This is a genomic window from Streptomyces sp. NPDC054866, assembly GCF_053610745.1.
In genome coordinates this window covers 273,798-298,901 of the sequence record NZ_JBSGZA010000010.1, presented here as the reverse complement: position 1 = coordinate 298,901, position 25,104 = coordinate 273,798, and the positions used below count along the sequence as shown (strand labels likewise).

20 protein-coding genes are annotated in these 25,104 nt (G+C 72.9%); 10 read left to right on the top strand and 10 right to left on the bottom strand.

Annotated features, from left to right (window positions below; genetic code table 11):
- Positions 1-2 precede the first annotated feature (2 nt).
- On the top strand, positions 3-1,130 hold the full coding sequence (locus ACWGI2_RS37745) for an aromatic ring-hydroxylating oxygenase subunit alpha (protein ID WP_453700362.1): 1,128 nt from the start codon (positions 3-5) through the stop codon (positions 1,128-1,130).
- Here the strand turns inward: ACWGI2_RS37745 and ACWGI2_RS37740 are convergent.
- The 4 genes from ACWGI2_RS37740 to ACWGI2_RS37725 all read right to left on the bottom strand — a co-directional run bounded on the left by ACWGI2_RS37740 (position 1,127) and on the right by ACWGI2_RS37725 (position 9,195).
- Complete coding sequence (locus ACWGI2_RS37740; protein ID WP_453700360.1) at positions 1,127-5,830, bottom strand: hypothetical protein; 4,704 nt, start codon at positions 5,828-5,830, stop codon at positions 1,127-1,129. The two genes, ACWGI2_RS37745 and ACWGI2_RS37740, sit on opposite strands and share 4 nt — an antisense overlap.
- Before the next feature lie 92 nt (positions 5,831-5,922).
- Positions 5,923-6,816, bottom strand: coding sequence for a hypothetical protein (locus ACWGI2_RS37735; RefSeq protein WP_160503694.1), 894 nt, complete (start codon positions 6,814-6,816; stop codon positions 5,923-5,925).
- 55 nt (positions 6,817-6,871) lie between these two features.
- On the bottom strand, positions 6,872-8,398 hold the full coding sequence (locus tag ACWGI2_RS37730; protein ID WP_453700359.1) for a hypothetical protein: 1,527 nt from the start codon (positions 8,396-8,398) through the stop codon (positions 6,872-6,874).
- Positions 8,399-8,478: 80 nt separating this feature from the next.
- Positions 8,479-9,195 carry a GntR family transcriptional regulator gene (locus tag ACWGI2_RS37725; RefSeq protein ID WP_453700357.1) on the bottom strand — a complete coding sequence of 239 codons (717 nt, stop codon included), beginning with the start codon at positions 9,193-9,195 and terminating at the stop codon, positions 8,479-8,481.
- A 172-nt stretch (positions 9,196-9,367) separates the two neighbouring features.
- On the opposite strand from ACWGI2_RS37725, the gene ACWGI2_RS37720 reads away from it, so the two are divergent.
- The 4 genes from ACWGI2_RS37720 to ACWGI2_RS37705 are packed head-to-tail and all read left to right on the top strand — an operon-like array spanning position 9,368 to position 12,997.
- On the top strand, positions 9,368-10,669 hold the full coding sequence (locus tag ACWGI2_RS37720) for an MFS transporter (RefSeq protein WP_453700356.1): 1,302 nt from the start codon (positions 9,368-9,370) through the stop codon (positions 10,667-10,669).
- A gap of 44 nt (positions 10,670-10,713) precedes the next feature.
- The gene (locus tag ACWGI2_RS37715; protein ID WP_453700355.1) at positions 10,714-11,490 is read left to right on the top strand and encodes a LamB/YcsF family protein; all 777 of its coding nucleotides are present in this window, start codon (positions 10,714-10,716) and stop codon (positions 11,488-11,490) included.
- Positions 11,487-12,122: a 5-oxoprolinase subunit B family protein gene (locus ACWGI2_RS37710; RefSeq protein WP_453700353.1), complete on the top strand. Its 636-nt coding sequence runs from the start codon at positions 11,487-11,489 to the stop codon at positions 12,120-12,122. Before ACWGI2_RS37715 ends, ACWGI2_RS37710 begins: the two co-directional genes overlap by 4 nt.
- Positions 12,119-12,997 carry a 5-oxoprolinase subunit C family protein gene (locus ACWGI2_RS37705; RefSeq protein ID WP_453700351.1) on the top strand — a complete coding sequence of 293 codons (879 nt, stop codon included), beginning with the start codon at positions 12,119-12,121 and terminating at the stop codon, positions 12,995-12,997. The genes ACWGI2_RS37710 and ACWGI2_RS37705 overlap by 4 nt, the downstream gene beginning before the upstream one ends.
- A 16-nt stretch (positions 12,998-13,013) precedes the next feature.
- On the opposite strand, the gene ACWGI2_RS37700 is transcribed toward ACWGI2_RS37705, so the two are convergent.
- The 5 genes from ACWGI2_RS37700 to ACWGI2_RS37680 form a co-directional block, all read right to left on the bottom strand.
- The gene (locus ACWGI2_RS37700; protein WP_453700349.1) at positions 13,014-13,856 is read right to left on the bottom strand and encodes an SGNH/GDSL hydrolase family protein; all 843 of its coding nucleotides are present in this window, start codon (positions 13,854-13,856) and stop codon (positions 13,014-13,016) included.
- Positions 13,853-15,082 carry a glycosyltransferase gene (locus ACWGI2_RS37695; RefSeq protein WP_453700348.1) on the bottom strand — a complete coding sequence of 410 codons (1,230 nt, stop codon included), beginning with the start codon at positions 15,080-15,082 and terminating at the stop codon, positions 13,853-13,855. The genes ACWGI2_RS37700 and ACWGI2_RS37695 overlap by 4 nt, the downstream gene beginning before the upstream one ends.
- Positions 15,079-16,209: a glycosyltransferase family 4 protein gene (locus ACWGI2_RS37690; protein ID WP_453700346.1), complete on the bottom strand. Its 1,131-nt coding sequence runs from the start codon at positions 16,207-16,209 to the stop codon at positions 15,079-15,081. The genes ACWGI2_RS37695 and ACWGI2_RS37690 overlap by 4 nt, the downstream gene beginning before the upstream one ends.
- A 112-nt stretch (positions 16,210-16,321) precedes the next feature.
- Positions 16,322-17,740, bottom strand: a complete 1,419-nt coding sequence (locus ACWGI2_RS37685; RefSeq protein WP_453700345.1) for a HEAT repeat domain-containing protein — start codon at positions 17,738-17,740, stop codon at positions 16,322-16,324.
- A gap of 301 nt (positions 17,741-18,041) precedes the next feature.
- Positions 18,042-18,434 (bottom strand): ankyrin repeat domain-containing protein, encoded by a 393-nt coding sequence (locus tag ACWGI2_RS37680; RefSeq protein WP_160503704.1) that lies wholly within the window; start codon positions 18,432-18,434, stop codon positions 18,042-18,044.
- Positions 18,435-18,732: 298 nt separating this feature from the next.
- Here ACWGI2_RS37680 and ACWGI2_RS37675 point away from each other — a divergent pair, with 298 nt between their 5' ends.
- Positions 18,733-18,927 carry a hypothetical protein gene (locus tag ACWGI2_RS37675; RefSeq protein WP_160503705.1) on the top strand — a complete coding sequence of 65 codons (195 nt, stop codon included), beginning with the start codon at positions 18,733-18,735 and terminating at the stop codon, positions 18,925-18,927.
- A gap of 45 nt (positions 18,928-18,972) precedes the next feature.
- Entirely contained in the window at positions 18,973-20,601 is a 1,629-nt protein-coding gene (locus ACWGI2_RS37670; protein ID WP_453700344.1) for a hypothetical protein, read from the top strand.
- Between the two features lie 22 nt (positions 20,602-20,623).
- Here ACWGI2_RS37670 and ACWGI2_RS37665 read toward each other — a convergent pair whose 3' ends face one another.
- Positions 20,624-22,123: an SCO1417 family MocR-like transcription factor gene (locus ACWGI2_RS37665; protein WP_453700343.1), complete on the bottom strand. Its 1,500-nt coding sequence runs from the start codon at positions 22,121-22,123 to the stop codon at positions 20,624-20,626.
- A 101-nt stretch (positions 22,124-22,224) separates the two neighbouring features.
- Here ACWGI2_RS37665 and yczE point away from each other — a divergent pair, with 101 nt between their 5' ends.
- The 3 genes from yczE to ACWGI2_RS37650 are packed head-to-tail and all read left to right on the top strand — an operon-like array spanning position 22,225 to position 25,046.
- Positions 22,225-22,881, top strand: a complete 657-nt coding sequence (gene yczE / locus ACWGI2_RS37660; protein ID WP_453700341.1) for a membrane protein YczE — start codon at positions 22,225-22,227, stop codon at positions 22,879-22,881.
- The gene (locus ACWGI2_RS37655; protein ID WP_453700340.1) at positions 22,878-23,645 is read left to right on the top strand and encodes a glycerophosphodiester phosphodiesterase; all 768 of its coding nucleotides are present in this window, start codon (positions 22,878-22,880) and stop codon (positions 23,643-23,645) included. Before yczE ends, ACWGI2_RS37655 begins: the two co-directional genes overlap by 4 nt.
- Before the next feature lie 48 nt (positions 23,646-23,693).
- A complete protein-coding gene (locus ACWGI2_RS37650) occupies positions 23,694-25,046 on the top strand; it encodes an MFS transporter (RefSeq protein ID WP_453700338.1) in 1,353 nt (450 codons plus the stop codon).
- The last annotated feature ends 58 nt before the right edge of the window (positions 25,047-25,104 follow it).

The window sequence follows — 25,104 nt, the reverse complement described above, 5'->3', positions numbered from 1 at the left end:
CCGTGACGACGACCCCTGAGGCCCCGTCCGCCGCCAGCCTGATGACCACGCTGCCGGGGCACTTCTACACCGATCCCGAGATCTTCCGGCAGGAACAGGAACGCGTCTTCGAATCACTCTGGTTCTGCGCGGTGCGCGCCTCCGACCTCGGCAAACCCGGCGCGTTCCGCACCGTCCAGATCGGCCGCGAGAGCGTCCTTGTCACCCGCTCCCGCTCCGGAGAGCTGCGCGCCTTCCTCAACATCTGCCGCCACCGGGGCGCCCGGCTGTGCACGCAGGAGTCCGGAGAGGTGCGCCGCGCGCTCCAATGCCCGTACCACGCATGGACGTACGACCTCGACGGCAAGCTGATCGCCGCGCCGAACCTGGTGAAGATGCCCGACGTCGACCGCACCGAGTACGGCCTGGTCAAGGTCGCGCTGCGGGAGTGGCTCGGCTATGCCTGGGTGTGCCTGGCCGACGAACCGCCCTCCTTCGAGGAGACCGTCATCGGCGCTGCCGTGGAACGTCTGGGCGACACGGCTTCCATCGAGCGCTACGGAACCGAAAGGCTCGCCCTCGGCAAGCGCGCCACGTACGACGTGCGCGCCAACTGGAAGCTGATCGTCGAGAACTTCATGGAGTGCTACCACTGCGCGACGATCCATCCCGAACTGACCGACGTGCTCCCGGAGTTCGCGGACGGGTTCGCCGCCCAGTACTACGTCGGGCACGGCGCCTCGTTCGGCGAGGAGGTCAGTGGGTTCACCGTCGACGGCAGCGCGGGCTTCGGCCGTCTTCCCGAGGTCGCCGAGGACCAGGACCGCCGCTACTACGCGATCACGATCAAGCCGACCGTCTTCATCAACCTCGTCCCCGACCATGTGATCCTGCACCGGATGTTCCCGCTGGCCGAGGACCGCACGGTCGTCGAGTGCGACTGGCTCTACGCGCCCGAGGTCGTCGAGTCCGGCGTCGACCTCGCCAAGTCCGTGGAGCTCTTCCACCGGGTCAACGAACAGGACTTCGAGGCCTGCGAGCGCACCCAGCCCGCGATGGCGTCACGCGCCTATCGCGGGGGCGGGGTGCTCGTGCCGACCGAGCATCACATCGGTCTCTTCCATGAGTGGCTGGCGGGCCTGTTGGGCTAGGCCGTAGGGGCCGGGCGCTTGTACATGCGCGTCGCCGTGATCTCGCCGTGCACGGTCTCCTCGGCCGGGTCCTGCTGCGGCAGGCCCGGCCGCAGGTGCTCCTCGACGCTGATGTACTTCAGCCCTGCCCGCAGGTCCGCGTCGTTCCGCAACCGGATGACCAGCGGGAACTCCGCGAGCGCGGTCGTGTCGAACAGGCCCGTGGTGTAGAGCAGTTGCACACCGAGCGCGTCCGAAACGGCCCGCTGGAGCTCCAGGAGATACGTGGCGTTGGCGCGGCCGATGGGGTTGTCGAGGAAGAGCGTGCCCGCGTGCCGGTGCTTGTCGCGGCCCCGGTCGTTGCTGCGCAGGGCGGCCATCGTGCAGTACAGGGCGATGGCCGCGGTGAGCAGCTGGCCGCCGGAGAAGACGTCTCCCATCTGGCCGACCGGCACGCGCTCGGCGCGCAGCACGGCGTCCGGCTTGAGGATCTCGACGGCGATGCCGCGCGGCTCAAGGGCGGCCTGAACTCCGCGAAGGAGCAACGACATTCCGTCCCGCCGCATGTCGGAGTTCTTCTTGACCGCGGCCCGCGTGGCCTCGTCGATGACCTCGCCGAGGCGTTCGGTCAGCGTCGCCTGGTCGGGCTCTTCGAAGCGGACGCGCAGGAACTCCTGGCCCGACCACTCCCCCAGGCCCTCGGGCAGCTGCGAGAGGCGCTGCGCCGACCGCAGGGTGGCGAGCGAGGACTCCACGAGCCCGCGGAGGCGGTCCACGATGCTGTCGCGGTTGCGCTCAAGCTGCTCCAGCTCGTCGGTGAGCACGCGCAGGCGCGGCGCGAAGGCGTCGGCCCACTTCTTGGCGTGCTCCGGCAGCGCGGAGGCGGGCAGCTCGCGGATCTGCTGGCGGGCGGGGGTGCGCACCTGCTCGTAGCGCGTGGAGTTCGCGTGTCGTACGAGGATGTCGCTGGCCTCGCGGACGGCTGCCTCGGCGGCGGAGAGGTCTGCGGCGCAGCCGCGCAGGGAGCGCCGGGCCTCCGAGGCGGACTGGCGGGCCTCTTCGAGCGTGCCGGGGTAGGGCTCGGGCTCTTCCGCGGCTGTGGCGCCCTCGGTGTCCTGGTGCTGTTCACGCAGCAGGTCACGCAGGAGGGCCGCCGTCTCGTCGAAGCCTCCCGCGGCGTCCTCCGTGGCGCGGTGGGCTTGCAGGAGGGTGGCGTGCGCGTCCTTGGCCTGGCTCAACGCCTCGGTGTGCGCGGCCAGTTCGGTGGTGGCGGTACGCAGGAGGGCCTGCGCGTGCTCGGCGTCGGCGGGGACGAGGTCTTCGGGGAGCTCGGTGTGCGCTTCGGCGTCGTCCTGGGGGGCGAGCCGCTCGGCCTCGCCGCGGAGCCTGCCGAGCTGCTCGCTCGCGGCGGAGGCGCGGGTCTCGATGAGCTGGACCTGGGCCTCGGCGCGGGCGGACGCGGCCTGCCGGGAGGGGCCGTCGGAGCCGTCCGTGCCCTCCAGGAGCAGGGCGGCGCGGGTGCGGACCTTGTTGCTGAGCCGGTCGAGCTCGGCGAGGGCGCCGCTCTCGTCGCTCTCGGCACGGGCCTGTTCGGCGCGCAGATCGGCGCCGACGCCGACCTTCTCGTAGAGCTGGGACGCGGCGCGGTAGGCCTCGCGGAGGGCGGGCAGCGACGTCTTGGGGGCGTTGGTGTCCTCGGGCACGTCCTCGGGGGCGCCCGCGATCTCGGCGCGCTCGGCACGCAGGGCACGCGCGGTGCGGCGGGCGTCGTCGGCGGCTCGCTGGGCGGAGCGGCGGTCCTCGTCGGCGGCGCGGGCGCGGTCCAGGCAGGTCTGGGCGCGGGCCTCCGACTCGACGGCGTCGTCGGCGAGTTCACGCAGCTTGGTCTGCCAGCCCGCGCGCTCGCGCAGGCGGAACGCGAGCCCCGCGAGTGCGTCGGCAACGCGCCGCGCGCGCTGGGCGGCCTCTTGGCGCTCGTCACGCGCGCGTGCCGCTTCGGCCGCCGCCTCGTCGGCCTCGGCCCGGACCGTGCGGGCCTCGGCCAGTTCGGCCTCGGCCTCTTCGGCGAAGGCGCGGGCGCTGCGTGCGGCGGCGGCGAGCTCTTCGATGCGTCCTGCCGGGCAGCCGCCGCGCCAGGAGGCGAGCCGCGCGGCCAGTTCGCGGTCCTTGGTCAGGCGCACGGCGAGCGCCCGGATCTCCTCGTCGCGCTGCGCCGCCCGCGCGCGCAGGGCGGTGCGCTCCTCGTCGGCGGCGTGTTCGTCGTGCATGGCGGGGTTCGGCGGTACCAGGAAGACGTCCCCGCCTGGTGCGTCCTCACCGGGGGTCGGCGCGAGGAGGGCGGCCGCGGTGCCGACGGCCACGGCGGAGCGGGGCAGCAGGGCGGCGCCCGCGAGGGCTTCGCGGGCCCGTGCGTGGGTGGCGGGGTCGGTGATGACGACGCCGTCGACCAGCTCGGGCCTGGCGGCGAGCACGCGCGCGTGGTCGGCGGGGTCGACAGCCTGCGCGAGATAGCGCCAGCCGGGCAGGGCGGGGATGCCGTGCTCGCCGAGGAACTCGACGGTGGCCAGAACGTCGGGGCCCGGCGGAAGGAGCCCGCCGTCACCGAGGGCGCCCAGGATCCGGGAGTCGTCGGCGGCGGCGGTCCGCAGTTCGAAGAGCTGCCGCTCGGCGGATGCGACCCCGTCCTCCAGGAGAGTGCGGAGGTCATCGGCGTTGCGGTCCAACTCCGCGAGGGAGAGGGGGCCTTCGGCGAGGGGACGCGTGACAGTGGCGCGGGCGGCAGCGGCCGTGGCGTCGGCCGTCGCCGTCTTCTCGCTGTCGTCGCCCGTCTCGGCAGTCCCCTGGCGAGGCTGCGGCACCGCGCTCTGGGAGATGGCCCCCGGAAGCCCGAGCAGCTCGGCGAGGCGCTCGTCCCCGGCGATCGACTCGGCGGCACGGCGTTCCGCGTCGTACGCGTGCTCGGCCGCGTCCGCGGCGTCCGACGCGCGAGCCGCGGTGAGTTCGGCGCGGGCCTCGGCGGCGGCTGCCTCCTTGGCGTGCTCGGTGGCACGCAGGGAGGTCTCGCGGGCGGTGTCCCAGGCGGCCGCCGCGGCCTTCTCGGCATCGCTCGCGGCCAGCGCGGCGCGCGCCGGGTCGGCGTCCGGCGCGGTGTCGTCGAGCCAGCCGGCACGGACCGCCTCCGCGGTCTCCTGCTCGACCTCGGTGAGGCGCTGGCGGAGGTGTCCGGCCTCGCTGCGGGCGCGCTGCGCCTCGGTCGCGGCGACGGTGGCGTCGCGGTGGGCGGCCTCGCCGGTCTCCTGGAGCGCGGCCGAGCGCTCCTCCTCCTCGTTCGCGAGCGACTCGGCGCCCTCGGCCGCGGTGTGCAGGACCCGTACGAGATCGGCCGCCGCCTTGGAGCGGGCGGCGAGGGCGGGCGCCGCGTCCCGCTCGGCCTCCAGAATCGCGGAGGCCACACGCGCGGAGCGGTCGGCCGCCGCGCGGTGGCGCAGAACGGCCTCGGCCGCCTGCCAGGCGGCGTGCAGCTGGCGCGCGTCGGCCAGCTCGCGGCGCTGCGCGGCGGCCGCCTTCTCCGCGACGGTGAGCGCCAAGGAGGCGTGCCGGAAGGCCAGTTCGGCGGAGATCAGCGCGGACCTGCCGCGTGCCTCCTCCGCCGTCGTGACGGTCCGCGCGGCGGCGGTGACCCGCTCGGCGAGCTCTCCCGCGCGGCTCCGCTCGGCGACCCCGCGCGCGGAGAGGCGGCGGGCGAGCGTGCGGGTGCGCCGTTCGGCTCCCGCGTGCACGTCACGCGCACGCGCACGCGTGTCGGCGGCGTCGACGATCCGCCCGAGGAGGTCGACGGAGCCCGCGGTGAACTCCCGCTCGGCGATGAGTTCGGAGCGGCGGCCCAGCTTGTTGCCGAAGCCGTGCACGAGGTCGGCGAGGCCGTCCGTGTCGCGGGTGTCCGTGACGGCGCGCAGCAGCAGGTCGGTGAAGTCGGAGTCCTTCTTGACGGCGAAGAGGCCCGCGGCCTCGCCCTCGTCGGCGTTCATCTCCCGCTGGTAGCGGAACAGTTCGGGGTCGAGGCCCAGGTCGCCGAGGTGTTCGTTCCAGCGGTCGTGGATCTCCTCCCAGTGCACTTCGAGGTGGGGGTACGCCTTGCCCGCCTCGGTCAGCGCGTCACGGAAGCCCTTCATGGTGCGCCGCCGCCCCTGGGCGCCCGACGCGCCTTCCACGGAGGGGCGTACGGCGGTGGACTCGGCGACCGGCAGCGAGTCCAGGCTCATGCCGGGTCCGGGCCGGAAGGAGTACCACGCCTCGGCGAACTTCCGCGGGTCGTTGGAGACCTGTCGTCCGCGCCACTCGCTGACCTTGCCGACGACGACGCACTCGCCGGTCAGCGTGTGCTGCCACTCCAGGGCGACGTGCCCGCAGTCGTCGGCGAGGAGGAACTTGCGCAGCACTCCGGAGCTCGCGCCGCCCAGCGTGTTCCGGTGGCCCGGCAGCATCACGGAGAAGATCAGCTTCAGCAGGACGGACTTGCCGCCGCCGTTCTCCAGGAAGAGCACGCCCGCGGGCGCGGGGCGGCGCGGAGGGCCGACCGGCTCGTCCTCGAAGAACTCCGCCTGGGCGGGCGCGGGGTCGGGCACCTCCGCGCCGACGCCGCGCAGGTCAAGCACGGTGTCGGCGTAGCGCGCACCGGCGGGGCCGATGGAGTAGAGGCGGACCCGGGACAGCTCGTACATGGCGGCGGACTCTCGTCGTAAGTCGTGCGGAACAGCAGGAAGTTGCGGGGTGACGCAGGAAGTTGCGGGGTGACGTGGGAGCGTCGGCGCGTTCAGGAGTGGAAGGGCAGGCCCGCGTCGGCGGCCAGCTCCAGATCGTCCGTCTCTTCGGGGGGCAACAGGGTCGCGGACCCGTCCGTGACGGGCACGATGCCGAGCTCAAGGAGCTCGGCCATGGCGGCGCCGCCCGCCATGTCGCGCACCTGGAGCTGATAGCGGGCGGTGGTGCGGTACGTGCCCCCGGAGTCGTCGCCCGTGCGCTGCAGGAACCCGGAGTCGGTGAGGAACGCGACGGCCTTGCCGATGATCCCGGTGGTCGACCCGGCGAGGCGGCGGGCGTCCTTGGTGGCGCCCGTCGAGCTGCGCCGGGCCCAGATCCGCCAGGCGGCCTCAAGACCGGGGGCGTCGGTCTGCGGGTCGGAGTTCTCGCCCTGCTCCTCGGCGCGCTCCTCCAGGCGGTGACAGGCCTGTCGTACGAAGGCGTCCACTCCGTTGACCGTGACGCGGCCGATGTAGCCGTCGTCGGCGAGGTCCTCGGGGCGCGGGAACGCCAGCGCTGCTACGGCGAGATGGGCGAGGCCGTGCAGGAAGCGGTCGGTGGAGTCGGCGGCCGTACGGCGTGCGTAGTCGCCCATGCGGACGGCGAACACGGAGTCATCGGCGGCCGTCACTGCCATGCCCGCGCGCGGGGACACCTCCAGGACGACGAGCCCGAGCCCGGCGGCGACGGCGTCGGCGAGCCGCGCGAACGGCGGGTCCTCGCGGTACCGGCGCAGCAGCTCGGCGTACTCCTGGTCGCGGGCCGGCTGGAGCTTGGGCTGGAGCCCGAAGGCGACGAGGCGCGCGGCGTCGGCGGCGTCGGCCGGAGTGATGGCGGCGGTCGCGGCAGGTGCCGCCGATGCCTCCGGCTCGCCCCACGCGGTGTGCTCTGCGGGGTGCTCGGTCACGGCTTGTGCTCCTTGCGGCGGTCGTACGTGCGAGTCGTGCGGGTGTCGGGAGCGCTCACGCGGCCTCCGTCCGGCCGGCCGCCATGCCGGCGGCGTCGAGCAGCGCCGTGCCCACGATGAGGTCGGCGCCGCCGAATTCCGGGTCGTCGAGTTCCGTGCCGTCGTCCACGGCGAACAGGAGCTTCTCCTCGCCCTGGCGGTAGGCGGTGCCGACCGGCGGGCTGGCCGCGTGGACAGCGAGGAGGGCGACCAGATAGGGCAGTTCGGTGTCGCGCCTGCGGGCGTCGGCGAGCAGTCCGGAGAGGCGCCGGGGCGCGTCGGCCGGCAGGTCGAGCAGCTCCATGGCGTCGGCGAGCTGCTCCTCGCTGAAGCGGCTGTCGTCGGGCGTGGCGATGAGGTCGGGCTCGGGCATCTCCATGCCGAGGTGCTCACGCTCCTGCGGCGGCGTGAGCAGTATGTCCACCAGGTCCCCGACGCGGACGGACACGGGTGTGCGCAGCCCCGTCCCGCGCGCGAAGAACGCGCCGGTCACGCGGCTCGCCTGCTCCACCGGAAGCGGCAGCAGAGGGGCGACGAGCTGGCCGTACAGATCGAGGCCGGTCCGTGAGGTGGGCGTCGCGAAGGCCTGGCGGTCCTGCTCGGCGCGGAACAGCGGGCCCGCTTCGAGGAGGCGGGACTGGAGCTGTGTGTGGCGGCGGATGCAGTCCTTGACGATGTCGACCAGCTCGGCGGCGCGGCGCTTGTGCTCGGGGTCCTCGGACTCGTCGCGTGCCTTGCGGATGTTCGTCAGGATGGCGTTCTCGTGGCGGTAGCGGTCGGCGACGTGGTCGAGCGCCTCCGCGATCATGTCGGGGACGGCCTGGAGCCAGTCCACCGCGCGGACGTTGCGCCGGGTGGCGTCCAGGGCCCTGCGGAGCGTCTCCGAATACTGCACCGTCCGATAGCGCGCCTGTTCCGCTGCGAGCTGGGCGTCGGCGAGGCGGCCTCGGCTGATGAGCACCTCCAGCTTCACCTCGGCGGCGATCTGGGCGCTGGTGACGTCGGTGTCGAGGGCGCCCACGAGGACGTTGACCGCTTCGTCCGTCGTACGGAGATAGACACTCCCCCCGTACCCGGGCACCTCTTCGATCAGCTTGAAGTCGTAGTCCCTGCGCACATAGGTGCCGTCGGGCGCGAAGGTGCCGTAGACCGCGCGGAAGCCGCGGTCGACGCTGCCGACGTTGATCAGGTTCTCCAGGACCCAGCGGGCCACGCGCTCGTGCTCGGCCACGGGGCGCCGGGGGGCCTGGGCTCCGACGCGCGGGAGCAGTCTGGCCACTATCTGCTCGTGGTCGGCGCCGGTGTCGAAGTCCATGTTCAGGGTGACGAGGTCGATGGCGGAGAGGGCCACTTCCGCCATCGCGTACACCGAGTACTCGCCCGCGAGGTTGGCCTTGCGCACGTCCAGGTCGTGCAGCGGCGCCGTGCAGGCGAGCGCGCGGAGCCGCCGCGCCAGGCCCTCGTCGGCGGCCGGGCCCAGGGCGGGCCTCGGCCCCGCGCTGAGCTGGGGCGGAACGGTGTCCGTAACGGCAGGCGAAGTCACGGTGCACAGACTAGATCCTCGGTCTGACAACGGTCGAAACGGCGCAGATCTGACAGCGCCCTTCCAGTGCCTGCCGGGGCTCAGCCGCCCGCCCGCTCGCCCTCCGCCACGCGCCGGCCGTAGACCTCGACGAGGCCGCGGCGCGAGTCGTCGAGGTAGACCGCGAGCAGCCGCTCGGCCTCCGCGGCGTCCCCGTCCTGGAGGGTCTGCAGTATCTGCCGGTTGCGTACGAGGTACGGCTCGTGCAGCCGCCGCGGATCGTCCACCACGTGGAAGGCCAGGCGCAGTTCGGCGAAGACGCTGCGCATCACCTCGTCGGTGCGGGCGCTTCCGGCGAGCGCGACCAGCTCCCGGTGGAAGTGGATGTTGGCCGTGGAGACGCCCTTCCACTTGCGTTCGCGGGCCGCCTTCGTGCCGTCCGCGACGGCGCTCGCGAGTCCGTCGAGCGCGAAGGGCGGATCGCCGAGGCCGCGGACGACCGCGCACTCCACGAGGCGCCGGGTGCGGTAGATGTCCTCGACGTCCTCGACCGTGAGAACTCGGACAAATACCCCGCGATTGAGCTGGTGGACCAGCAGTCGTTCGTGCGTGAGGAGCCGGAAGGCCTCGCGCAGCGTGTTGCGCGAGACGCCGAGCGCGCCGCCGATGCTGTCCTCCGACAGGCGCGCTCCCGGCGGGAAGTAGCCCTCGGCGATGCGGCTGCGGAGGATGCCCGAGACCCGCTCCGCGGTGCTGGTGCGCCCCAGGAGCGCACGGTCGTCGACCAGTCCGCTCGCGTCAGCCATTCCCTCAGCCATGCCCGGATTCAATCGCAGATACAAGAACGAGACAACGTGGGTATTGAGGGATCGTTGAACGATCCTCTACGTTGTCGGGCACGGCCAAGTCCCCGCCCGCACCCCACCCCCTGCCCACGAGCCCCACCCCTTGCCCGCTCCGCACCCTCCGTCCCCCTCCTGCGAGGTGCCCATGAGCACACCCCCACCGCCCCAGACCCTGTCGACCGACACCCCTCCCCTGGACGGCGAACCCCCCGCCGACAACGGCGCGTTCGGCTGGCTGCGCGCCCTCGGCCCGCGCGGGCGCCGCGCCTTCGCAGGCGCTTTCGGCGGCTACGCCCTCGACTCCTACGACTACTTCACGCTGCCCCTGACCATGGTCGCGCTGGCCGCGTACTTCGGTCTGGACAGCGGCCAGACCGGCCTGCTCACCACGGTCACGCTGGTCGTATCGGCGATAGGCGGCGCGGTCGCCGGGGTGGTCGCGGACCGGATCGGCCGGGTCAAGGCACTGATGATCACGGTCATCACGTACGCCGTCTTCACCGTCGCCTGCGGCTTCGCGCCCAACTACGAGACCCTGCTGGTCTTCCGCGCCCTCCAGGGCCTCGGCTTCGGCGGCGAGTGGGCGGTCGGCGCGATCCTGGTCGCCGAGTACGCCACCGCGAAGAACCGCGGCCGCACGCTCGGCGCGATCCAGAGCTCCTGGGCGGTCGGCTGGGCGCTCGCGGTGATCGTCTACACCCTGGTGTTCCAGTTCCTCGACGAGGACATCGCCTGGCGCGTGATGTTCTGGACGGGCGCGCTGCCCGCCCTGCTCGTCGTCTACGTACGCCGCAATGTGCACGATGCCCCGGAGGCGGCCGAAGAGCGCAAGAAGAGCGCGGACAAGGGGTCGTTCACCGCGATCTTCAAGCCCGGTCTCCTGCGCATCACGCTCTTCGCGGTCCTGCTGTCCACCGGCGTACAGGGCGGCTACTACACGCTCGCCACCTGGGTGCCCACGTACCTGAAGACCGAGCGCGGACTCACGGTGGTCGGCACGGGCGGGTACCTCACGTTCCTGATCTCCGGTGCCTTCATCGGCTATCTGGCCGGGGGCTATCTCACCGACGTGCTCGGCCGCAAACGCAACATCACGCTCTTCGCGTTCCTCTCCGCGGCCAGCATCCTCGCCTACACGAACATCCCGGAGGGGGCCAACGGCCTTCTCCTTGTGCTCGGTTTCCCGCTCGGCTTCTGTATGTCGGCCATCTTCAGCGGCTTCGGTTCGTTCCTCAGCGAGCTCTACCCGGCCGCCGTACGTGGCACGGGGCAGGGCTTCACGTACAACACCGGTCGCGCCGTGGGCGCCGTCTTCCCCACCATGGTCGGCTTCCTGGCCGACAGCTGGGGCGTGGGCGGCGCGCTGGTCTTCGGTGCGATCGGCTATGCCATAGCCGTACTCGCGCTGTTCGGGCTGCCCGAGACGCGCGGGAAGGAGCTGGTGTGAGCCCCACGACCACTCTGCCGAGGAGAAACAGGAGATCTACGTAGATGACGGAAGCCTCGGCCGACGCCGTGATCGATCTGAACGCCGACCTCGGTGAGGGCTTCGGCCGCTGGCGGCTGACCGATGACGAGGAGCTGCTCTCCGTCGTCACCAGCGCCAACGTGGCCTGCGGCTTCCACGCCGGGGACGCGGCCACCATGCGCCGCGTGTGCGAGCAGGCCGCCGAACGCGGGGTGCGGATCGGCGCCCAGGTCTCCTACCGCGACCTGGCGGGCTTCGGGCGCCGCTCCATGGACGTCCCCGCCGATGAGCTCGCGGCCGAAGTGGCGTACCAGATCGGCGCCCTGGAGGTCTTCGCGCGGGCGGCCGGCACGCGCGTGGCCTACGTGAAGCCGCACGGCGCGCTCTACAACCGCGTCGTCCACGACGAGGACCAGGCGCGCGCCGTCGTCGAAGGGGTCCTACTCGCGGATGACGGGCTGACCGTCCTGGGGCTGCCCCGATCACGCTTCCTGGAGGTGGCCGACAAGGCCGGACTTCCCGTCGTCACCGAGGCGTTCGCCGACCGGGCGTACACCCCGGAAGGGACGCTCGTTCCGCGCGGCAGCGAGGGTGCCGTCATCACGGATGCGGACGCCGTCGTCGAACGCTCCGTGGCCATGGCCCGGTTCGGGACCGTCATTGCCCGGGACGGGCAGCGGATCGACGTCCGCGCGCGCTCGCTGTGCCTGCACGGCGACACCCCGGGGGCGGTGGCCCTGGCCCGGCAGGTCCGGGCACGCCTCGAAGCTGCGGGCGTCCGGGTGGAGGCCTTCGCGTGAGGGTGCTTCCGGTCGGCGACCTGGCGCTGCTCGTGGAACTCGCCGACGGCGACGAGGCGCAGGCGCTCCACGCCGAGCTGCTGCGCCGCAGGGCCGCGGGCCTGATCCGCGTACGGGAAATCGTGCCCGCGGCCCGCACGGTGCTCCTGGACGGCCTTGACGACCCCGGCCGCGTCGGCGCGGAGCTGGCCGGCCTGGACATTCCGCCGCTGTCGGCACGCGCGGAGGAGGTACGGGAGATTCCGGTCCGCTACGACGGGCCCGATCTGGCGGACGTGGCAGCGCACTGGGGGGTGCCGGTGACGGAGGTGGCGCGGATCCACGCGGCGACCGAATTCCGCGTCGCCTTCTGCGGGTTCGCGCCCGGCTTCGGCTATCTCACCGGGCTGCCGGAGCGCTACGACGTGCCTCGCCGGGCCACGCCCCGTACGAGCGTCCCGGCCGGCAGCGTCGCCCTGGCGGGGCCGTACACGGGGGTGTATCCGCGCGCCTCGCCCGGCGGCTGGCAGCTGATCGGCACGACCGATGCCGTGCTGTGGGACCACGCGCGCGTGCCTGCCGCGCTGCTCACCCCGGGGGTGCGGGTGCGCTTCGTGCCCATGGCGTCCGCACCCACGCCGGAGGCACGATGACGGACCGTGCCTTCGCCGTCGTACGGGCCGGGGCGCTGACCACCGTGCAGGACCAGGGCCGTCCGGGCCACGCGCATCTCGGGGTGCCGCGCTCCGGGGCCCTCGATCCGGCCGCGGCCCGCCTCGCCAACCGCCTCGTCGGCAATCCGTCCGACGCCGCCGTCCTGGAGACCACCCTCAACGGCTGCTCCGTGCGACCGCGTTGCGCGGTCACTGTGGCGGTCGTGGGCGCACCCTGCGCGGTGACGGTCGACGGCCGCCCGGTGGCCTGGGGCGCGCCCGTGCGGGTACCGGCCGGTGCGCTGCTCGACGTCGGAGCGGCCGTCTCCGGAGTACGTTGCTATGTCTCGTTCGGCGGCGGGGTGAAGGTCGAGCCGGTGCTCGCCAGCCGCTCCACTGACCTGCTCTCCGGGCTCGGCCCACCGCCGCTCGCTGACGGGGCCGTCATCCCTCTGGGAAGTGCGGGGAGCGTTGCCGCGCCCCACGCGCGCGTGGACACCGCCCCACACCCCGCGCCGCCCCGCGAGCTGATCCTGAGGGTGACGCCAGGACCGCGCGCCGACTGGTTCACTCCCTCGGCCGTGCGCACGCTGACCACGCGCGCGTACCGCGTGTCCTCGGCGAGCAACCGCATCGGCCTGCGCACCGAAGGGCCCTCCCTGGAGCGGGCGTTCACCGATGAACTCCCCAGCGAGGGCATGGTCATCGGCGCCGTCCAGGTACCGCCGGACGGCCTGCCCGTGGTGTTCCTCGCCGACCACCCGACGACCGGGGGCTATCCGGTGATCGCGGTGGTCAGGGAGGCCGATCTGGCCGGTGCGGCCCAGGCGGTGCCAGGGACGCCGCTCCGTTTCGTCCCGGCGGCACGGCGCTGAGGTCGCCCACGGTCTCCTACGCCGCGTCCGGCTGCTCGGCCGCGGTGAGTGCGGCGAGGGCCGCCGTCACCGCGTGCGTGGCGCTCAGGTCGAGCCGGGCACTGCTGCCCCGCACCTGATGGCGTACCTCGTCGGCAGCGAGGGTGAGCAGCTGGGGCAGCAGATCCGTGCACCGGCGCGCCACCCAGCCGGTCCCCGCGGTGGCAAGCCACAGCAGGCTCGCCGACCGCGTGGGCGACGGCAGTTGGGGCTCGCACGAGGGCGGACTGCCCGCCGCGAGGCCCCGAGCCACGAGCAGCGCGTGGAAGCGGGCGGCGACGAGACGGTGGCCCCGCTCGCCGGGGTGCAGCCGGTCCGCGCTCCACAGGGTGCGGTCGGCCACCCACTCGTCCTCCGCGAGGTGCAGGTGGACGGCGCCATACCGCTCGGACAGCGCGTGTACGACGGCGTTGACCGCGCGTTGCCGCCTGGCCAGCGGGCGGGCCAGCGCCCCCGGGAGGCCGAGCATGGCCCCGGGGTCGGGGAGGCAGGCGGTGAGCAGCTGGGCGCCTTGCCGCGCGGCGGCTCCGTAGATCTCGTCCAGCCGAGTGGCCACCGCGCGGATGTCGAACGTGCAGCGGAGGGTGTCGTTGACGCCGACGATCACGGAGGCCAGGTCGGGCCGCAGCTTCAGCGCCTCGGGGAGCTGCCGGTTCAGCACGTCCCCGGTCTGGGAACCGCTGACGGCGAGGTTGTGGAACTCGACGGCCCCGCAGGACGGGGCGAGCAGCGCGGCCCATCCCCGCCACCCCTCCGCCACGGGGTCCCCGATGCCCTCGGTCAGGGAGTCACCCATGGCCACGAAACGCAGCGGCTTCACGAGGCACGTCCCTCGCAGGAAGCACGCCCGCCGCCAGGAGCTCCGGCTCCGACGGGGCCCACCTCATGTGCCCTCAAGAACGCCCCCACCGCCCCCTCCCACCCGAAGCACTCCGCACGCGCGCGTGCCGTCTCCCTGCGGCTCTGCTCCGGGCGAGCCAGGAGAGCCTGGGCGGCGGTCGCGAACGCCTCGCCGCTGTCCGTCGCCACCGCGCCCGCACCGCCCACGATCTCCGGAAGCGCCGACGACGCGCTGGCCACCACCGGCGTACCGCACGCCAGCGCCTCCAGGGCCGCGAGCCCGAACGTCTCGCAGGGCCCCGGAGCGAGGCAGACGTCAGCCGTTGCCTGTAGTGCCCCCAGGGCCGCACGGTCCGCGAGGTGCCCCAGGAACGTCACGGGCAACCGCCGCTCGCGCGCCCGCAGTTCGAGTCGGGCACGCAGCGGCCCGTCCCCCGCCACCGCGAGGACCGCCGGAACACCCCGGCCGCGGAGCGCCTCCAGGGCGTCCAGCGCCATACCCGGCCGCTTCTCCACGGACAGCCGGGAGCACAGCACAAGAAGCACCTCGCCCCCTCCCGCGAACCGGGCACGCACGCGTGGATCACGCAGGCCCGGACGGCTGCCCACGAGGTCCACGCCGAGTGGCGCGCGGACGACATTGCGCGCCCCGATGCGGACGAACTCCCGCTCGGCCCACTCCGTGGTGCACACGACCCGCGCATAGGCATGCGCGGTACGGGAGTTGAGGGCGTCGGCCGCACGCAGGGCGGCCTGCTCGGGCATGCCCCAGGAGCTGAGGACGCCGTGCGCCGTCTCGTGGGAGACCATCACGGCCGGGATCCTGCGGTGCCTGGCCCAGGCGCCGGTCCAGCGCAGGGTCGTGCGGTCGGAGACCTCGATGCGGTCGGGGGCCAGGCGTTCCAGGACCCGGGCCACCCTTCGGCGGTCCGTGAGGACGCGGTAGCCGCCGGTGCCGGGCAGCAACGGACCCGGCAGGGTCACGACGCGGCCCTGGTCGGTGTCGCGGATCCCGGCCCGCTCGCCGGGCACGACCAGCACGGGCTCGTGCCCGGCCGCGCGGTAGCCGCGCCCCAGCTCCCGCAACGCGGTGCGCAGTCCGCCCGACGAAGGGGCGACGAAGTTCGCGAGCCGCACGATGCGCAGCGCATCGGAACGCGGCCCGCCGGGCCGCACCGTGGTCTCCCTGTAGAGGGCCGCCCTCATGCCGCCACCGCCGTCCGCGCGGCGAGCACCTCGGCGTAGTGGTCGACGAGCTGCTCGCCCACCGCCTCCCAGGTCCGCCCCTCCACGGCCGCGCGCCCGGCCCTTCCGTAGGCCGCACGCAGCCCCGGATCGGCGGCGAGCGCCCAGACCGCGTCACGCACCGCGAGGGCGTCCTGGGGCGGCACCAGGACTCCGGTGCGGCCGGGCAGGACGAGGTCGAGCGGTCCTCCGGCGGCGGGCGCGACCACCGGCACACCGCTGGCCATGGCCTCCTGCACGGTCTGGCAGAACGTCTCGTAGGGACCGGTGTGCACGAAGAGGTCCAACGAGGCGAAGATCCGGGCAAGTTCGCTCCCGGTGCGGCGCCCCAGCATGACGGCGCCCGGCAGGGCCGCCCGCACGGAGGCCTCGCTGGGTCCGTCGCCGACGACGACGAGCCGCACGCCTTCCAGAGCGCACACCCCGGCAAGGAGTTCGACCTGCTTCTCGGGGGCGAGACGCCCTACGTAGCCGACGATCAGCTCACCGTTCGGCGCCAGTTCACGGCGTACGGCCTCATCCCGAAGGGCGGGCCCGAAGCGGGCCGTGTCCACACCGCGTGGCCACAGCCGCACCCGTGGCACCCCGTGCGTCACGAGATCGCGCAGGGCGGCGGACGACGGGGCGAGGGTGCGGTCGGCCGCGGCGTGGACGGCGCGGATGCGGCGCCAGGCGGTGGACTCCCCCATCCCCATGTACGTACGGGCGTAGCCGCCCAGATCCGTCTGGTAGACGGCGACGGCGGGTATGCCGAGGCGCGCGGCGGCCGCCATGCCGCGCACGCCGAGGACGAACGGGCTTGCCAGATGGACGAGTTCGGCCCGGTGCGCGCTCAGCGCCGCCGACAGACGGCGGCTGGGCAGCGCCACCCTGACCTGCGGATATCCGGGAAGGGGCAGGGAGGGGACGCGGATGACGGGGCAGGGCGCACTGGCATCGGCTGCGGCGTCCGCCCCGGCCGCGGGTGCCGGGGCGATGACGAGGGGGTCGTGACCGCGGGCGGCGAGCTGCCGGGCGGTCTGCAGGGCGCAGTGCGCCACGCCGTTGACGTCGGGAGGGAAGGATTCGGTGACGATGACGACACGCATACCCGTGTTGTCGTCGCGCGGGGCGTGGTCACGTCAACGTGGATCTTTCCTGGCGAGGAACGTCCCATGAGCGTTCCCCTCCGCACGCGCCCCTCCCCCCGGGGCGCGTCGGCTACACCTCGGCCGCGTCGGGGCCGATTCTGCTCCGTACCGCCGTCTGTACCTCGTCCTCCTCGGCGGGGTCGGCGGCGAGCCTTCTGAGCTGGGTGACCACGCGGGCGTCGCCGGTCTCGGCGTGCCGTGCGGCGACCTCGCGGGTGGACTCCTCGCAGTCCCACAGGCATTCGACGGCGAATCCGGCGGCGAAGGAGGAATCGGTGGCGGCGAGCGCGCGGGCGGCGCGGCCGCGCAGGTGGGAGGAGGCGGTCTCGCGGTAGACGTGGCGAAGGACGGGGGCCGCGCAGGCGATGCCGAGCCGTCCGGCGCCGTCGACGAGCGTCCAGAGGGTCTGTGCGTCCGGGCCTTCGCCGCGGACGGCTTCACGGAGGGCGGCGAGCACGAGCTTGCTGTCCTGGGCGCCGCCTCTGCAGGCGAGCACCCGTCCGGCGGCGGCGCCGAGCGCGTCGGGCCGCTGGGCCCAGCGGCGGGCCCGCTCCACGGCGGCGACACTGCGCATCCGTTCGAAGGCCTCCGTCGCGGCGTCCACGACGGCCCGTGACGGGCTCTCCACGGCGTACTCGATCAGGTTGAACACATCGGGATCGTGGGCGTCGGCGAGGTAGCGCAGGGCCGTGCCGCGCGCCCCGTCGGAGCCGTTGCGGGCGGCTTCCAGGATCTCGGCGCGATCGTCGGGCCCGGCGACCGCGCTCAGGCAGCGGGCGGCGGGCACGTGCAGGACGGCGCCGCGTTCGAGCCCTTCCTGTGCCCAGTCGAAGACGGCCTGGACGCTCCAGCCCGGGCGCGGCCCCGATGGCCGCATCTGTCGCTGCCAGCGGTCGAAGGAGCCCTGTTCCCGTGCGGCTCGCACGCGCTTGCCGACGGCGTCCCGGGGGTCCTCCTCCCACAGCCGCCAGGGCCGTGGTTCGTAGGCGTCGCGCACGACGGCGGCCAGTTCGGCCTCGCCCTCCGCGTCCGAGGGGAATCTGGCGAGCACGGGCACGGCGAGGGCGCGCAGGCCCGCGTCGTCGTCCCGCAGCGCCAGTTCGTCCAGGGCCCAGGCCCAGTTGGTGCCGAACGCCGCGTACCTTCGCAGCAGTTCGAGGGCGTCGTGCCTGCCGTACGAGGCGAGGTGCCCCAGGACCGCGAGCGCGAGCCCGGTGCGTGAGTCGTCCGTGTTCAGGACGTCCTCGGGGTCGAAGAGATGCCGCTCGATCTCCTCGATCCCGCCGCGGAGATCGAGGTAGAGCCTGGCGTAGTACAGGGAGCGGTTCTCCACCTGCCAGTCGTGGCGTGGGTCTTGGAGCACGCAGGTCTCGAGGGCGGCGAGCGCCTCTGAACGGGGTGCGGTGAGTGCGTGCAGCGTGCCGTCGCCGCGGCCCCGCTGCAGCAGGCCGAGCAGCGTACCGCTGGGCGCTATGACCGGATCGAACATGGGAAACAGCCTCACATCAAGCGTCGACGCAACCGGGAATCGTGAATTACCTGGCCGTGCGCCAACACGTCGGGCCGCCCGCCGTCTCTTGCTTGCTGTAGACCATCTTCCTCTGCCTCTCGTCGGTGGCCCCTGGGGTTCCGGACGGGAGGTCCGGGGGCGGGCCGTTCACGGTCCGCGCGGTGCGGCAACATCTGCCCCGCCGTCGCGTCCGTAAATCACGTCGTCATGATGACCCAGCGGTTCAGCCCGCCGCGACCACATTTCCAGCGCCCCCGTTGTTGCTGGTCAGGTACCCAGTTCAGGCCGCCCCGAACAGCTCCAGCAGCTCCGTCTTGGCGAACATCCGGGCGGTGTCCACCGCCGACGGCGTGCCCGCGGCCGGATCCGCGCCTCCGTCGAGCAGCGCCCGGATCACGGCGTCCTCACCCTTGAAGACGGCGCCGGCGAGCGGTGTCTGCCCCCGGTCGTTGGCACGGTTGGCGTCACCACCCCGCTCCAGGAGGGCCCGGACGGCGTCCGCGTGGCCGTGGTAGGCGGCGAGCATCACGAGCGAGTCGCCGCTGTCGTTCGTGAGGTTGGCCGGAACGCCTGCGTCCACGTACGCGGCGAGGGCCGCGGTGTCGCCCTGGCGCGCCAGATCGAAGATCTTGGTCGCCAGCTCCACGACTTCCGGGTCGGGGGCTTCGCTCATGGACCAGACCGCCTTTCGACTGCGGGGTGACTCGGAGGGGTCGTACGGCGCCGAGTGCAGCCGTACGAGTGAATCGACAGGGTACTGCCCGTCCGGGTACATGACGGGGCGCGCCCGCGGCAAAGATCACGGAGGCACCCGGACGCCCTTCGAACCCGCGCTCGGACGGCCAAGGAAGCCTCCGCCATTCGAGGGAAATTCAGGAAAATTCCCCCATTTGCACCTTTTATCGTATGGATACATGCTGTGAACCTGGAACAACTCATGGTGACTGTCCCCACCAACCAGGAGAACCGTCATGATCCTTTCCATCTCGGGCGTCGTGCTGCTCGGCATCATCGTCTTCCTGTTCTTCCGCAAGGACGGCCTCAAGGCGTCCCACGCGGTGGTCTGCGCGCTCTTCGGCTTCTTCATGGCGGGCACCGCCATCGCCCCGAGCATCAAGGCCGGCAGCGCGAGCCTGGCGAGCCTCCTCGGCGGGATCAAGTTCTGACGCCTCCTCCTCCCTGTCGTACGTCCGCACCACCTGGAGACTGACGTGGCCCGGCGCCCCCTCCCCCGCATCCTGAGCAACGGCACCGCCTCGATCGCCCGGAGCCGGGAGTTCGCACGGTCGGCCGCCGACAGCGCCACCGACGTCCTCCACCCGCTGATCACGATCACTCGTGGACTGCGCCGGCTGGCGAAGGCCGGGCGGCGCAAGTGGGCCGACACCCCCAAGGACAAGCGCGGCCCGCTGATGTTCCTCGTGGCCTCCGTCGTCCTGGTCGTGGTCCTCATGCCGTACGGTCCGCTGCTCGCCGCCATCTGCCTGATGGCGGCCGCCGCGTGGACCGGCAGGGAACGCACGGAGCCCGCGCCCACGGGCCCCGACGAGGCACAGACCCAGCGCCTCCAGTCCCTCTACGAAGCGCTCGTGCCGTACTTCTCCGTCCCCGAGGACCCGGCGCCGCTCTTCGCACACGGCGGCGAGTGGGACAAGGCCCTCACGTCGTACGAGTTCGACGACGACGGACGTGTCTCCCATCTGGTGGTGCGCTACCCCGCGTACTTCACGGACGGCGAGGCCGAATCCCGTACGCGGATCGAGCAGTTGCTGCACGCCAAGGCGGGGCGCGGCCGTGAATACCACTTCGAGTGGGACGAGGAGGGCAACCAGCTCACGGTGCACGTGCTGCCCCCGCTGCCCACCGACATCGCCGCCCAGCGGTTCGTCACGGCCCCCGGCGAGACCGTGCTCGGCTTCACCGACCCCACCGGCGTCCAGCGCACCCTCCCCGTTGCGGACGGCGACGCACAGCGCGACGTGCCCCCCGTCGTCTGGCGCACCGGCCCCCGCTCCACCGAGCCGCACCTCCTGGTGGTCGGCGAGCCCGGCAGCGGCACCACCACCCTGCTGCGCTCCATCGCCCTGCAAGCCCTCCTGCACGGCGACGTCCTGATCGTCGAGGGCAGCGGCATCGGCGACTACGCCTGCCTGACCGGACGTGACGGCGTACTGGCCATCGAGTGCGGGCTCGCCGGGGCCCTGGCCAGCCTGGAGTGGGCGGCGCACGAGACGGAGCGGCGCCTGATCTCCGCCAACCGCGCCCGGCAGGCGGGCCACCCCGCCCCGGAGGACACCAAGCGCCCCCTGTGGATCCTCATGGACCGCCCCAGCGTGCTCGGTCACCTCGCGGCGGCGGACGGCCGCAAGGACCCTCAGTCGCTGCTCCAGGTGCCCCTGCGGCACGGCAGGGCGGCGGGCGTCACGGTCGTCGTGGCCGACCAGTTCGACAGCCTGGACTCCCTGAGCGACCCCGTACGCCAGCACACACGCGCGCGCGTGGTACTCGGCCCCACGACGCTCGACCAGGTCGAGGACATCCTCGGGGTGCCGCCGCGCACGACGCCCACGTCCGACGTCCCGCCCGGCCGCGGGTACGCCCGGCTCGGCACGGGCCCGGTGCACCGGCTCCAGGTGCCCGCGACGCCCGATCCGTACGACGACGCGACAAGCGAGGCGCACCGGCAGGCGGTGACGGAGCTGCTGCCCGCGCGGAGCACCCCCGCCGACGCCGGAACGGGCACAGCCGAGACGGGCACAGAGGTCGTCGCCGACGCCGATGCCGACACCGCGGCGACGAAACCGGGCCCGCAACCGGAGCCCGTGCCCGCCGAAGGCTGACGCCTCCCGTAAGCCTGGGTGCTCAGGCCACGAAGGCCCTCGGCACCTCCACGCCCGCAGCCGCCCCCGTCTCCACCAGACGCGCGGCCGCGGCCAGGCGCACCGCCGCCTCTTCGGCCACCGCGCCTCCCACGGTGAACGGCAGCCGCACATACCCCTCGAAGGCTCCGTCCACGCCGAAGCGCGGCCCTGACGGGACCCTGACCCCCACCCGCTCGCCCACCTCGGCGAGGCGGGAGCCGGAGAGGCCGCCCGCGCGGGCCCACAGGGTGAGGCCGCCCGCCGGTACCGCGAACTCCCAGCCGGGCAGCTCCCGGCGGACGGCGGCGACCAGCGCGTCGCGGTTCTCGCGGGCCTGGGCCCTGCGCACCTCGACGGCTGACTCCCAGCCGCCGGTGCTCAGAAGCCAGTTCACGGCCAGCTGCTCCAGGACGGGGGTGCCCAGGTCGGCGTACGCGCGCGCCGAGATCAGGCTGCGGATCACGTCGGGCGCGGCCCGCACCCAGCCGATGCGCATGCCCGCCCAGAAGGCCTTGCTGGCCGAGCCGACAGTGATGACGGTCGAGCCCGCGGGGTCGAAGCCGCAGACGGGGCGCGGCATCGTCAGGTCGTCGTCGAGCTGAAGCTCGATCATGGTCTCGTCGACGACGAGGACCGTTCCCGCCGAGCGCGCGGCGTCGACGAGCTTGCGCCTCTGGTCCTCGTCGGCGAGCGCGCCCGTGGGGTTGTGGAAGTCCGCGACCACGTAGGCGAGCCGGGGCGCCGCGTCGCGCAGCACCTGCCGCCAGCGGTCCATGTCCCAGCCTTCGAGCCCCTCGGACATGGCGACGGGGACCAGGCGGGCGCCCGTCTCGCGCATGAGCTGGAGGATGTTGGCGTACGACGGGGACTCGACCGCGATGCGTTCGCCGCGCGGCGCGAACAGGTGGCAGATCGCGTCGATGGCACCCATCGCCCCGGTCGTGACCATGATCTGCTCGGGCATCGTCGGGATGCCGCGCGCGGTGTAGCGCTCGGCGAGCATCTGGCGCAGCGCGGGCAGCCCGGCAGGGAAGTCGCCATGCGTGTGCGCGTACGGAGGCAGTTCCTCCAGGGCGCCCTGCACGGCGCGGGTGAGCCAGGGCTCCGGGGCGGGCAGTGCCGCGCAACCCAGGTCGATCATGGAGCCGAGCGCCTCGGGCGGAAGGGGTTCGAGCCCGCGGGCGGGGAGGGGGTTACCAGCCGGGACGGCGGTCCAACTGCCCGCTCCCCTGCGGGACTCCAGGAAGCCTTCGGTGCGCAGCGCCTCGTACGCGGCCGCGACCGTGGTCCGGCTGACGACGAGGGACACGGCAAGCTCGCGCTCGGCGGGCAGCCGTGCGGCGACCGGGACGCGGCCTTCGAGGACGAGCATGCGGATGCCGTCGGCGAGGGCGCGATAGGCGGGCGGGCGGCGTGTGCCGGGGCCCGCGGGGCGTGTCTGCTGAGAGGTGAGCAGCCGGGCGAGCTGTGTGGCGCCCACCGCCGAAGTCCACTGAGCCATGATTCCCAGTCCACCTTCCTGGAATTGGCCATGGTTGGCATCCCTTTACGAGCCACAGAGTGTCATGCGTCAGGCCAACACCACCAGCAGGGGGGCATCTCTTGTCCACGACGAAGCCACACGTCACACGCCGACTCCTCCAGTTGTACGTCGGCCTGACGCTCTACGGCGCGAGCTCCGGGCTCCTGGTGGTGGCCGGGCTCGGCCTCGAACCGTGGAACGTGCTGCATCAGGGCCTCGCCGAGCTGACGGGGATGTCCATCGGCGTCGTCTCGATCTTCATCGGCGCCGCGGTGCTTCTCCTGTGGATCCCGCTGCGGCAGCGCCCCGGCCTGGGCACCGTCTCCAACGTCTTCGTCGTCGGCCTGGCGATGGACGGCACCCTCGCGCTGATGCCGGAAGCGCACGGGCTCGGCGCCCGCGTCCCGCTCCTCGTGGCGGGGATCGTCCTGAACGGCTTGGCGACCGGGCTCTACATCGCAGCGAAGTTCGGGCCGGGCCCCCGGGACGGCCTGATGACGGGCCTTCATCAGCGCACCGGCCGCTCGATCCGGATGATGCGGACGCTGGTCGAGGTCGCCGTGGTCGCCACCGGCTTCGCGTTCGGCGGCACGGTGGGCATCGGTACGGTCCTGTACGCGCTGGCGATCGGCCCGCTGGCCCAGTTCTTCCTGCGTTTCTTCGCCGTCCCCGCTCCATCCCAGGGAGGCGTCGTGGCTGCCGGCGATCAACCGGAGCAGGCGATACTGCAGCGGTGACCACGCGCGTACGCCATCCCTACCTCGACCACGCGGGACCGCTCGCCTTCGCCCACCGGGGCGGGGCGGCGGACGGCCTGGAGAACACCACCGCCGCGTTCCGGCGCGCGGTCGGCCTGGGGTACCGCTACATCGAGACGGATGTGCACGCCACGTCGGACGGCCGCCTCGTGGCCTTCCACGACGCGACGCTCGACCGGGTGACGGACGCGGCCGGGCAGATCTCCGACCTCCCGTGGAGCGCCGTGCGCCACGCGCGCGTGGCGGGCAGTGAGCCGGTGCCCCTCTTCGAAGAGCTCCTGGAGTCCTTCCCCGACGTCCGCTGGAACGTGGACGTCAAGGCCGAGCCCGCCCTGCTCCCGCTCATGGATCTGCTGCGCCGCACGGGTGCCTGGGACCGCGTGTGCGTCGGCTCGTTCTCCGAGGCGCGTGTGGCACGGGCACAGCGGATCGCGGGCCCGCGCCTGGCCACCTCGTTCGGTACGCGGGGCGTGGCGGCCCTGCGGCTGAACTCGTACGGCGTCCCCGCCGTCGTGCGCCGCTCCGCGGTGTGCGCGCAGGTGCCCGAGACGCACGGCGGGATCCGGGTGGTGGACCACCGCTTCGTCCGCGCGGCCCACGCGCGCGGGCTTCAGGTGCACGTGTGGACGGTCAACGACCCCGCACGCATGGCCGCTCTTCTCGACCTCGGTGTAGATGGCATCATCTCTGATCACATCGAGACGCTGCGCGAAGTGCTGAAGGACCGGGGAACCTGGGCCTGACCGCCTCCAGGGCGGCAGCGGACCACGGGGACCAGCGAGGGGGCACGGGTGGGCACCGACACCGTGCGGGCCGTGCCACCGGCCGACGAGAGCGCCGCCGGGCGACGGCGGGAGCAGCGCGGCTGGTACGTCTACGACTGGGCGTGCTCGGTCTACTCGACGAGCGTCCTGACGGTGTTCCTCGGCCCGTATCTGACGGAGATCGCCAAGTCGGCCGCGGACGGCGACGGATACGTCCACCCGCTGGGCATCCCGGTCAGCGCCGGTTCCTTCTTCGCGTACGCGGTGTCGGCGTCGGTGATCGTGTCGGTCTTCGTCATGCCCCTCGCGGGCGCGGCAGCCGACCGCACGGGCCGCAAGAAGCCACTGCTCGCGGCGGCGGCCTATCTGGGGGCCGCGGCGACGGCGTGCATGCTCTTCCTGGACGGCGACCGCTATCTCCTCGGCGGCTTCCTGCTGATCGTCGCCAATGCCTCGCTCGCCGTCTCGATGGTGCTCTACAACGCCTATCTGCCGCAGATCGCGCCTCCGGAGGAGCGTGACGCGGTCTCCTCGCGCGGCTGGGCGTTCGGCTACGCGGCGGGCGCGCTCGTCCTGGTGGCGAACCTGGTCCTGTTCCTGGCCCATGACACCTTCGGTGTCTCGGAGTCGACGGCCGTGCGCATCTGCCTGGCGTCGGCGGGCGTGTGGTGGGGCGCTTTCACCCTCGTACCGCTGCGGCGGCTGCGTGACCGCAAGGCGCCGCCATCGGAGGCGTCGGCACGGGGCTGGCGGCAGCTGGCGTCGACCGTGCGCGACATGCGCCGCCATCCGCACACCCTGTCCTTCCTGCTCGCCTATCTCGTCTACAACGACGGCGTGCAGACCGTGATCTCCCAGGCGTCCGTGTACGGCTCCGAAGAGCTCGGCCTCGACCAGTCCACGCTGATCGTCGCGGTCCTCCTGGTCCAGGTGCTCGCGGTGGCGGGGGCGCTCGCCATGGGGCGGCTCGCACGGACGTACGGCGCCAAGCGCACCATCCTCGGTTCGCTCGTCGCGTGGACGGTGACGATCGGGGCCGGGTTCTTCCTGCCCGCGGGCGCACCGGTGTGGTTCTTCGTGCTCGCCGCGGGGATCGGCCTGGTGCTCGGCGGTTCGCAGGCGCTCTCGCGGTCCCTGTTCTCGCATCTGGTGCCCGCGGGCAAGGAGGCCGAGTACTTCTCCGCGTACGAGATCAGTGATCGCGGCATGGCCTGGCTCGGGCCGCTGATCTTCGGCCTGACGTACCAGCTCACGGGGAGCTACCGGGACGCGATCGTCTCTCTGGTGGCCTTCTTCGTGATCGGTTTCGTGCTGCTCGCGCGGGTACCCGTACGGCGCGCGATCCGCGACGCGGGAAATCCCGTACCCGACAGGATTTAGCAACTGAAGCCAAAGGGCGGTAGTGTACGCGTTTGGCTTACCAGGCGGACCGTTACTG

Coding starts and splice junctions, on each gene's coding strand:
- ACWGI2_RS37740 (WP_453700360.1), bottom strand. CDS start 5,830: ATGTACGAGCTGTCCCGGGTCCGCCTCTACTCCATCGGCCCCGCCGGT.
- ACWGI2_RS37725 (WP_453700357.1), bottom strand. CDS start 9,195: ATGGCTGAGGGAATGGCTGACGCGAGCGGACTGGTCGACGACCGTGCG.
- ACWGI2_RS37720 (WP_453700356.1), top strand. CDS start 9,368: ATGAGCACACCCCCACCGCCCCAGACCCTGTCGACCGACACCCCTCCC.
- ACWGI2_RS37715 (WP_453700355.1), top strand. CDS start 10,714: ATGACGGAAGCCTCGGCCGACGCCGTGATCGATCTGAACGCCGACCTC.
- ACWGI2_RS37705 (WP_453700351.1), top strand. CDS start 12,119: ATGACGGACCGTGCCTTCGCCGTCGTACGGGCCGGGGCGCTGACCACC.
- ACWGI2_RS37695 (WP_453700348.1), bottom strand. CDS start 15,082: ATGAGGGCGGCCCTCTACAGGGAGACCACGGTGCGGCCCGGCGGGCCG.
- ACWGI2_RS37690 (WP_453700346.1), bottom strand. CDS start 16,209: ATGCGTGTCGTCATCGTCACCGAATCCTTCCCTCCCGACGTCAACGGC.
- ACWGI2_RS37685 (WP_453700345.1), bottom strand. CDS start 17,740: ATGTTCGATCCGGTCATAGCGCCCAGCGGTACGCTGCTCGGCCTGCTG.
- ACWGI2_RS37680 (WP_160503704.1), bottom strand. CDS start 18,434: ATGAGCGAAGCCCCCGACCCGGAAGTCGTGGAGCTGGCGACCAAGATC.
- ACWGI2_RS37675 (WP_160503705.1), top strand. CDS start 18,733: ATGATCCTTTCCATCTCGGGCGTCGTGCTGCTCGGCATCATCGTCTTC.
- ACWGI2_RS37665 (WP_453700343.1), bottom strand. CDS start 22,123: ATGGCTCAGTGGACTTCGGCGGTGGGCGCCACACAGCTCGCCCGGCTG.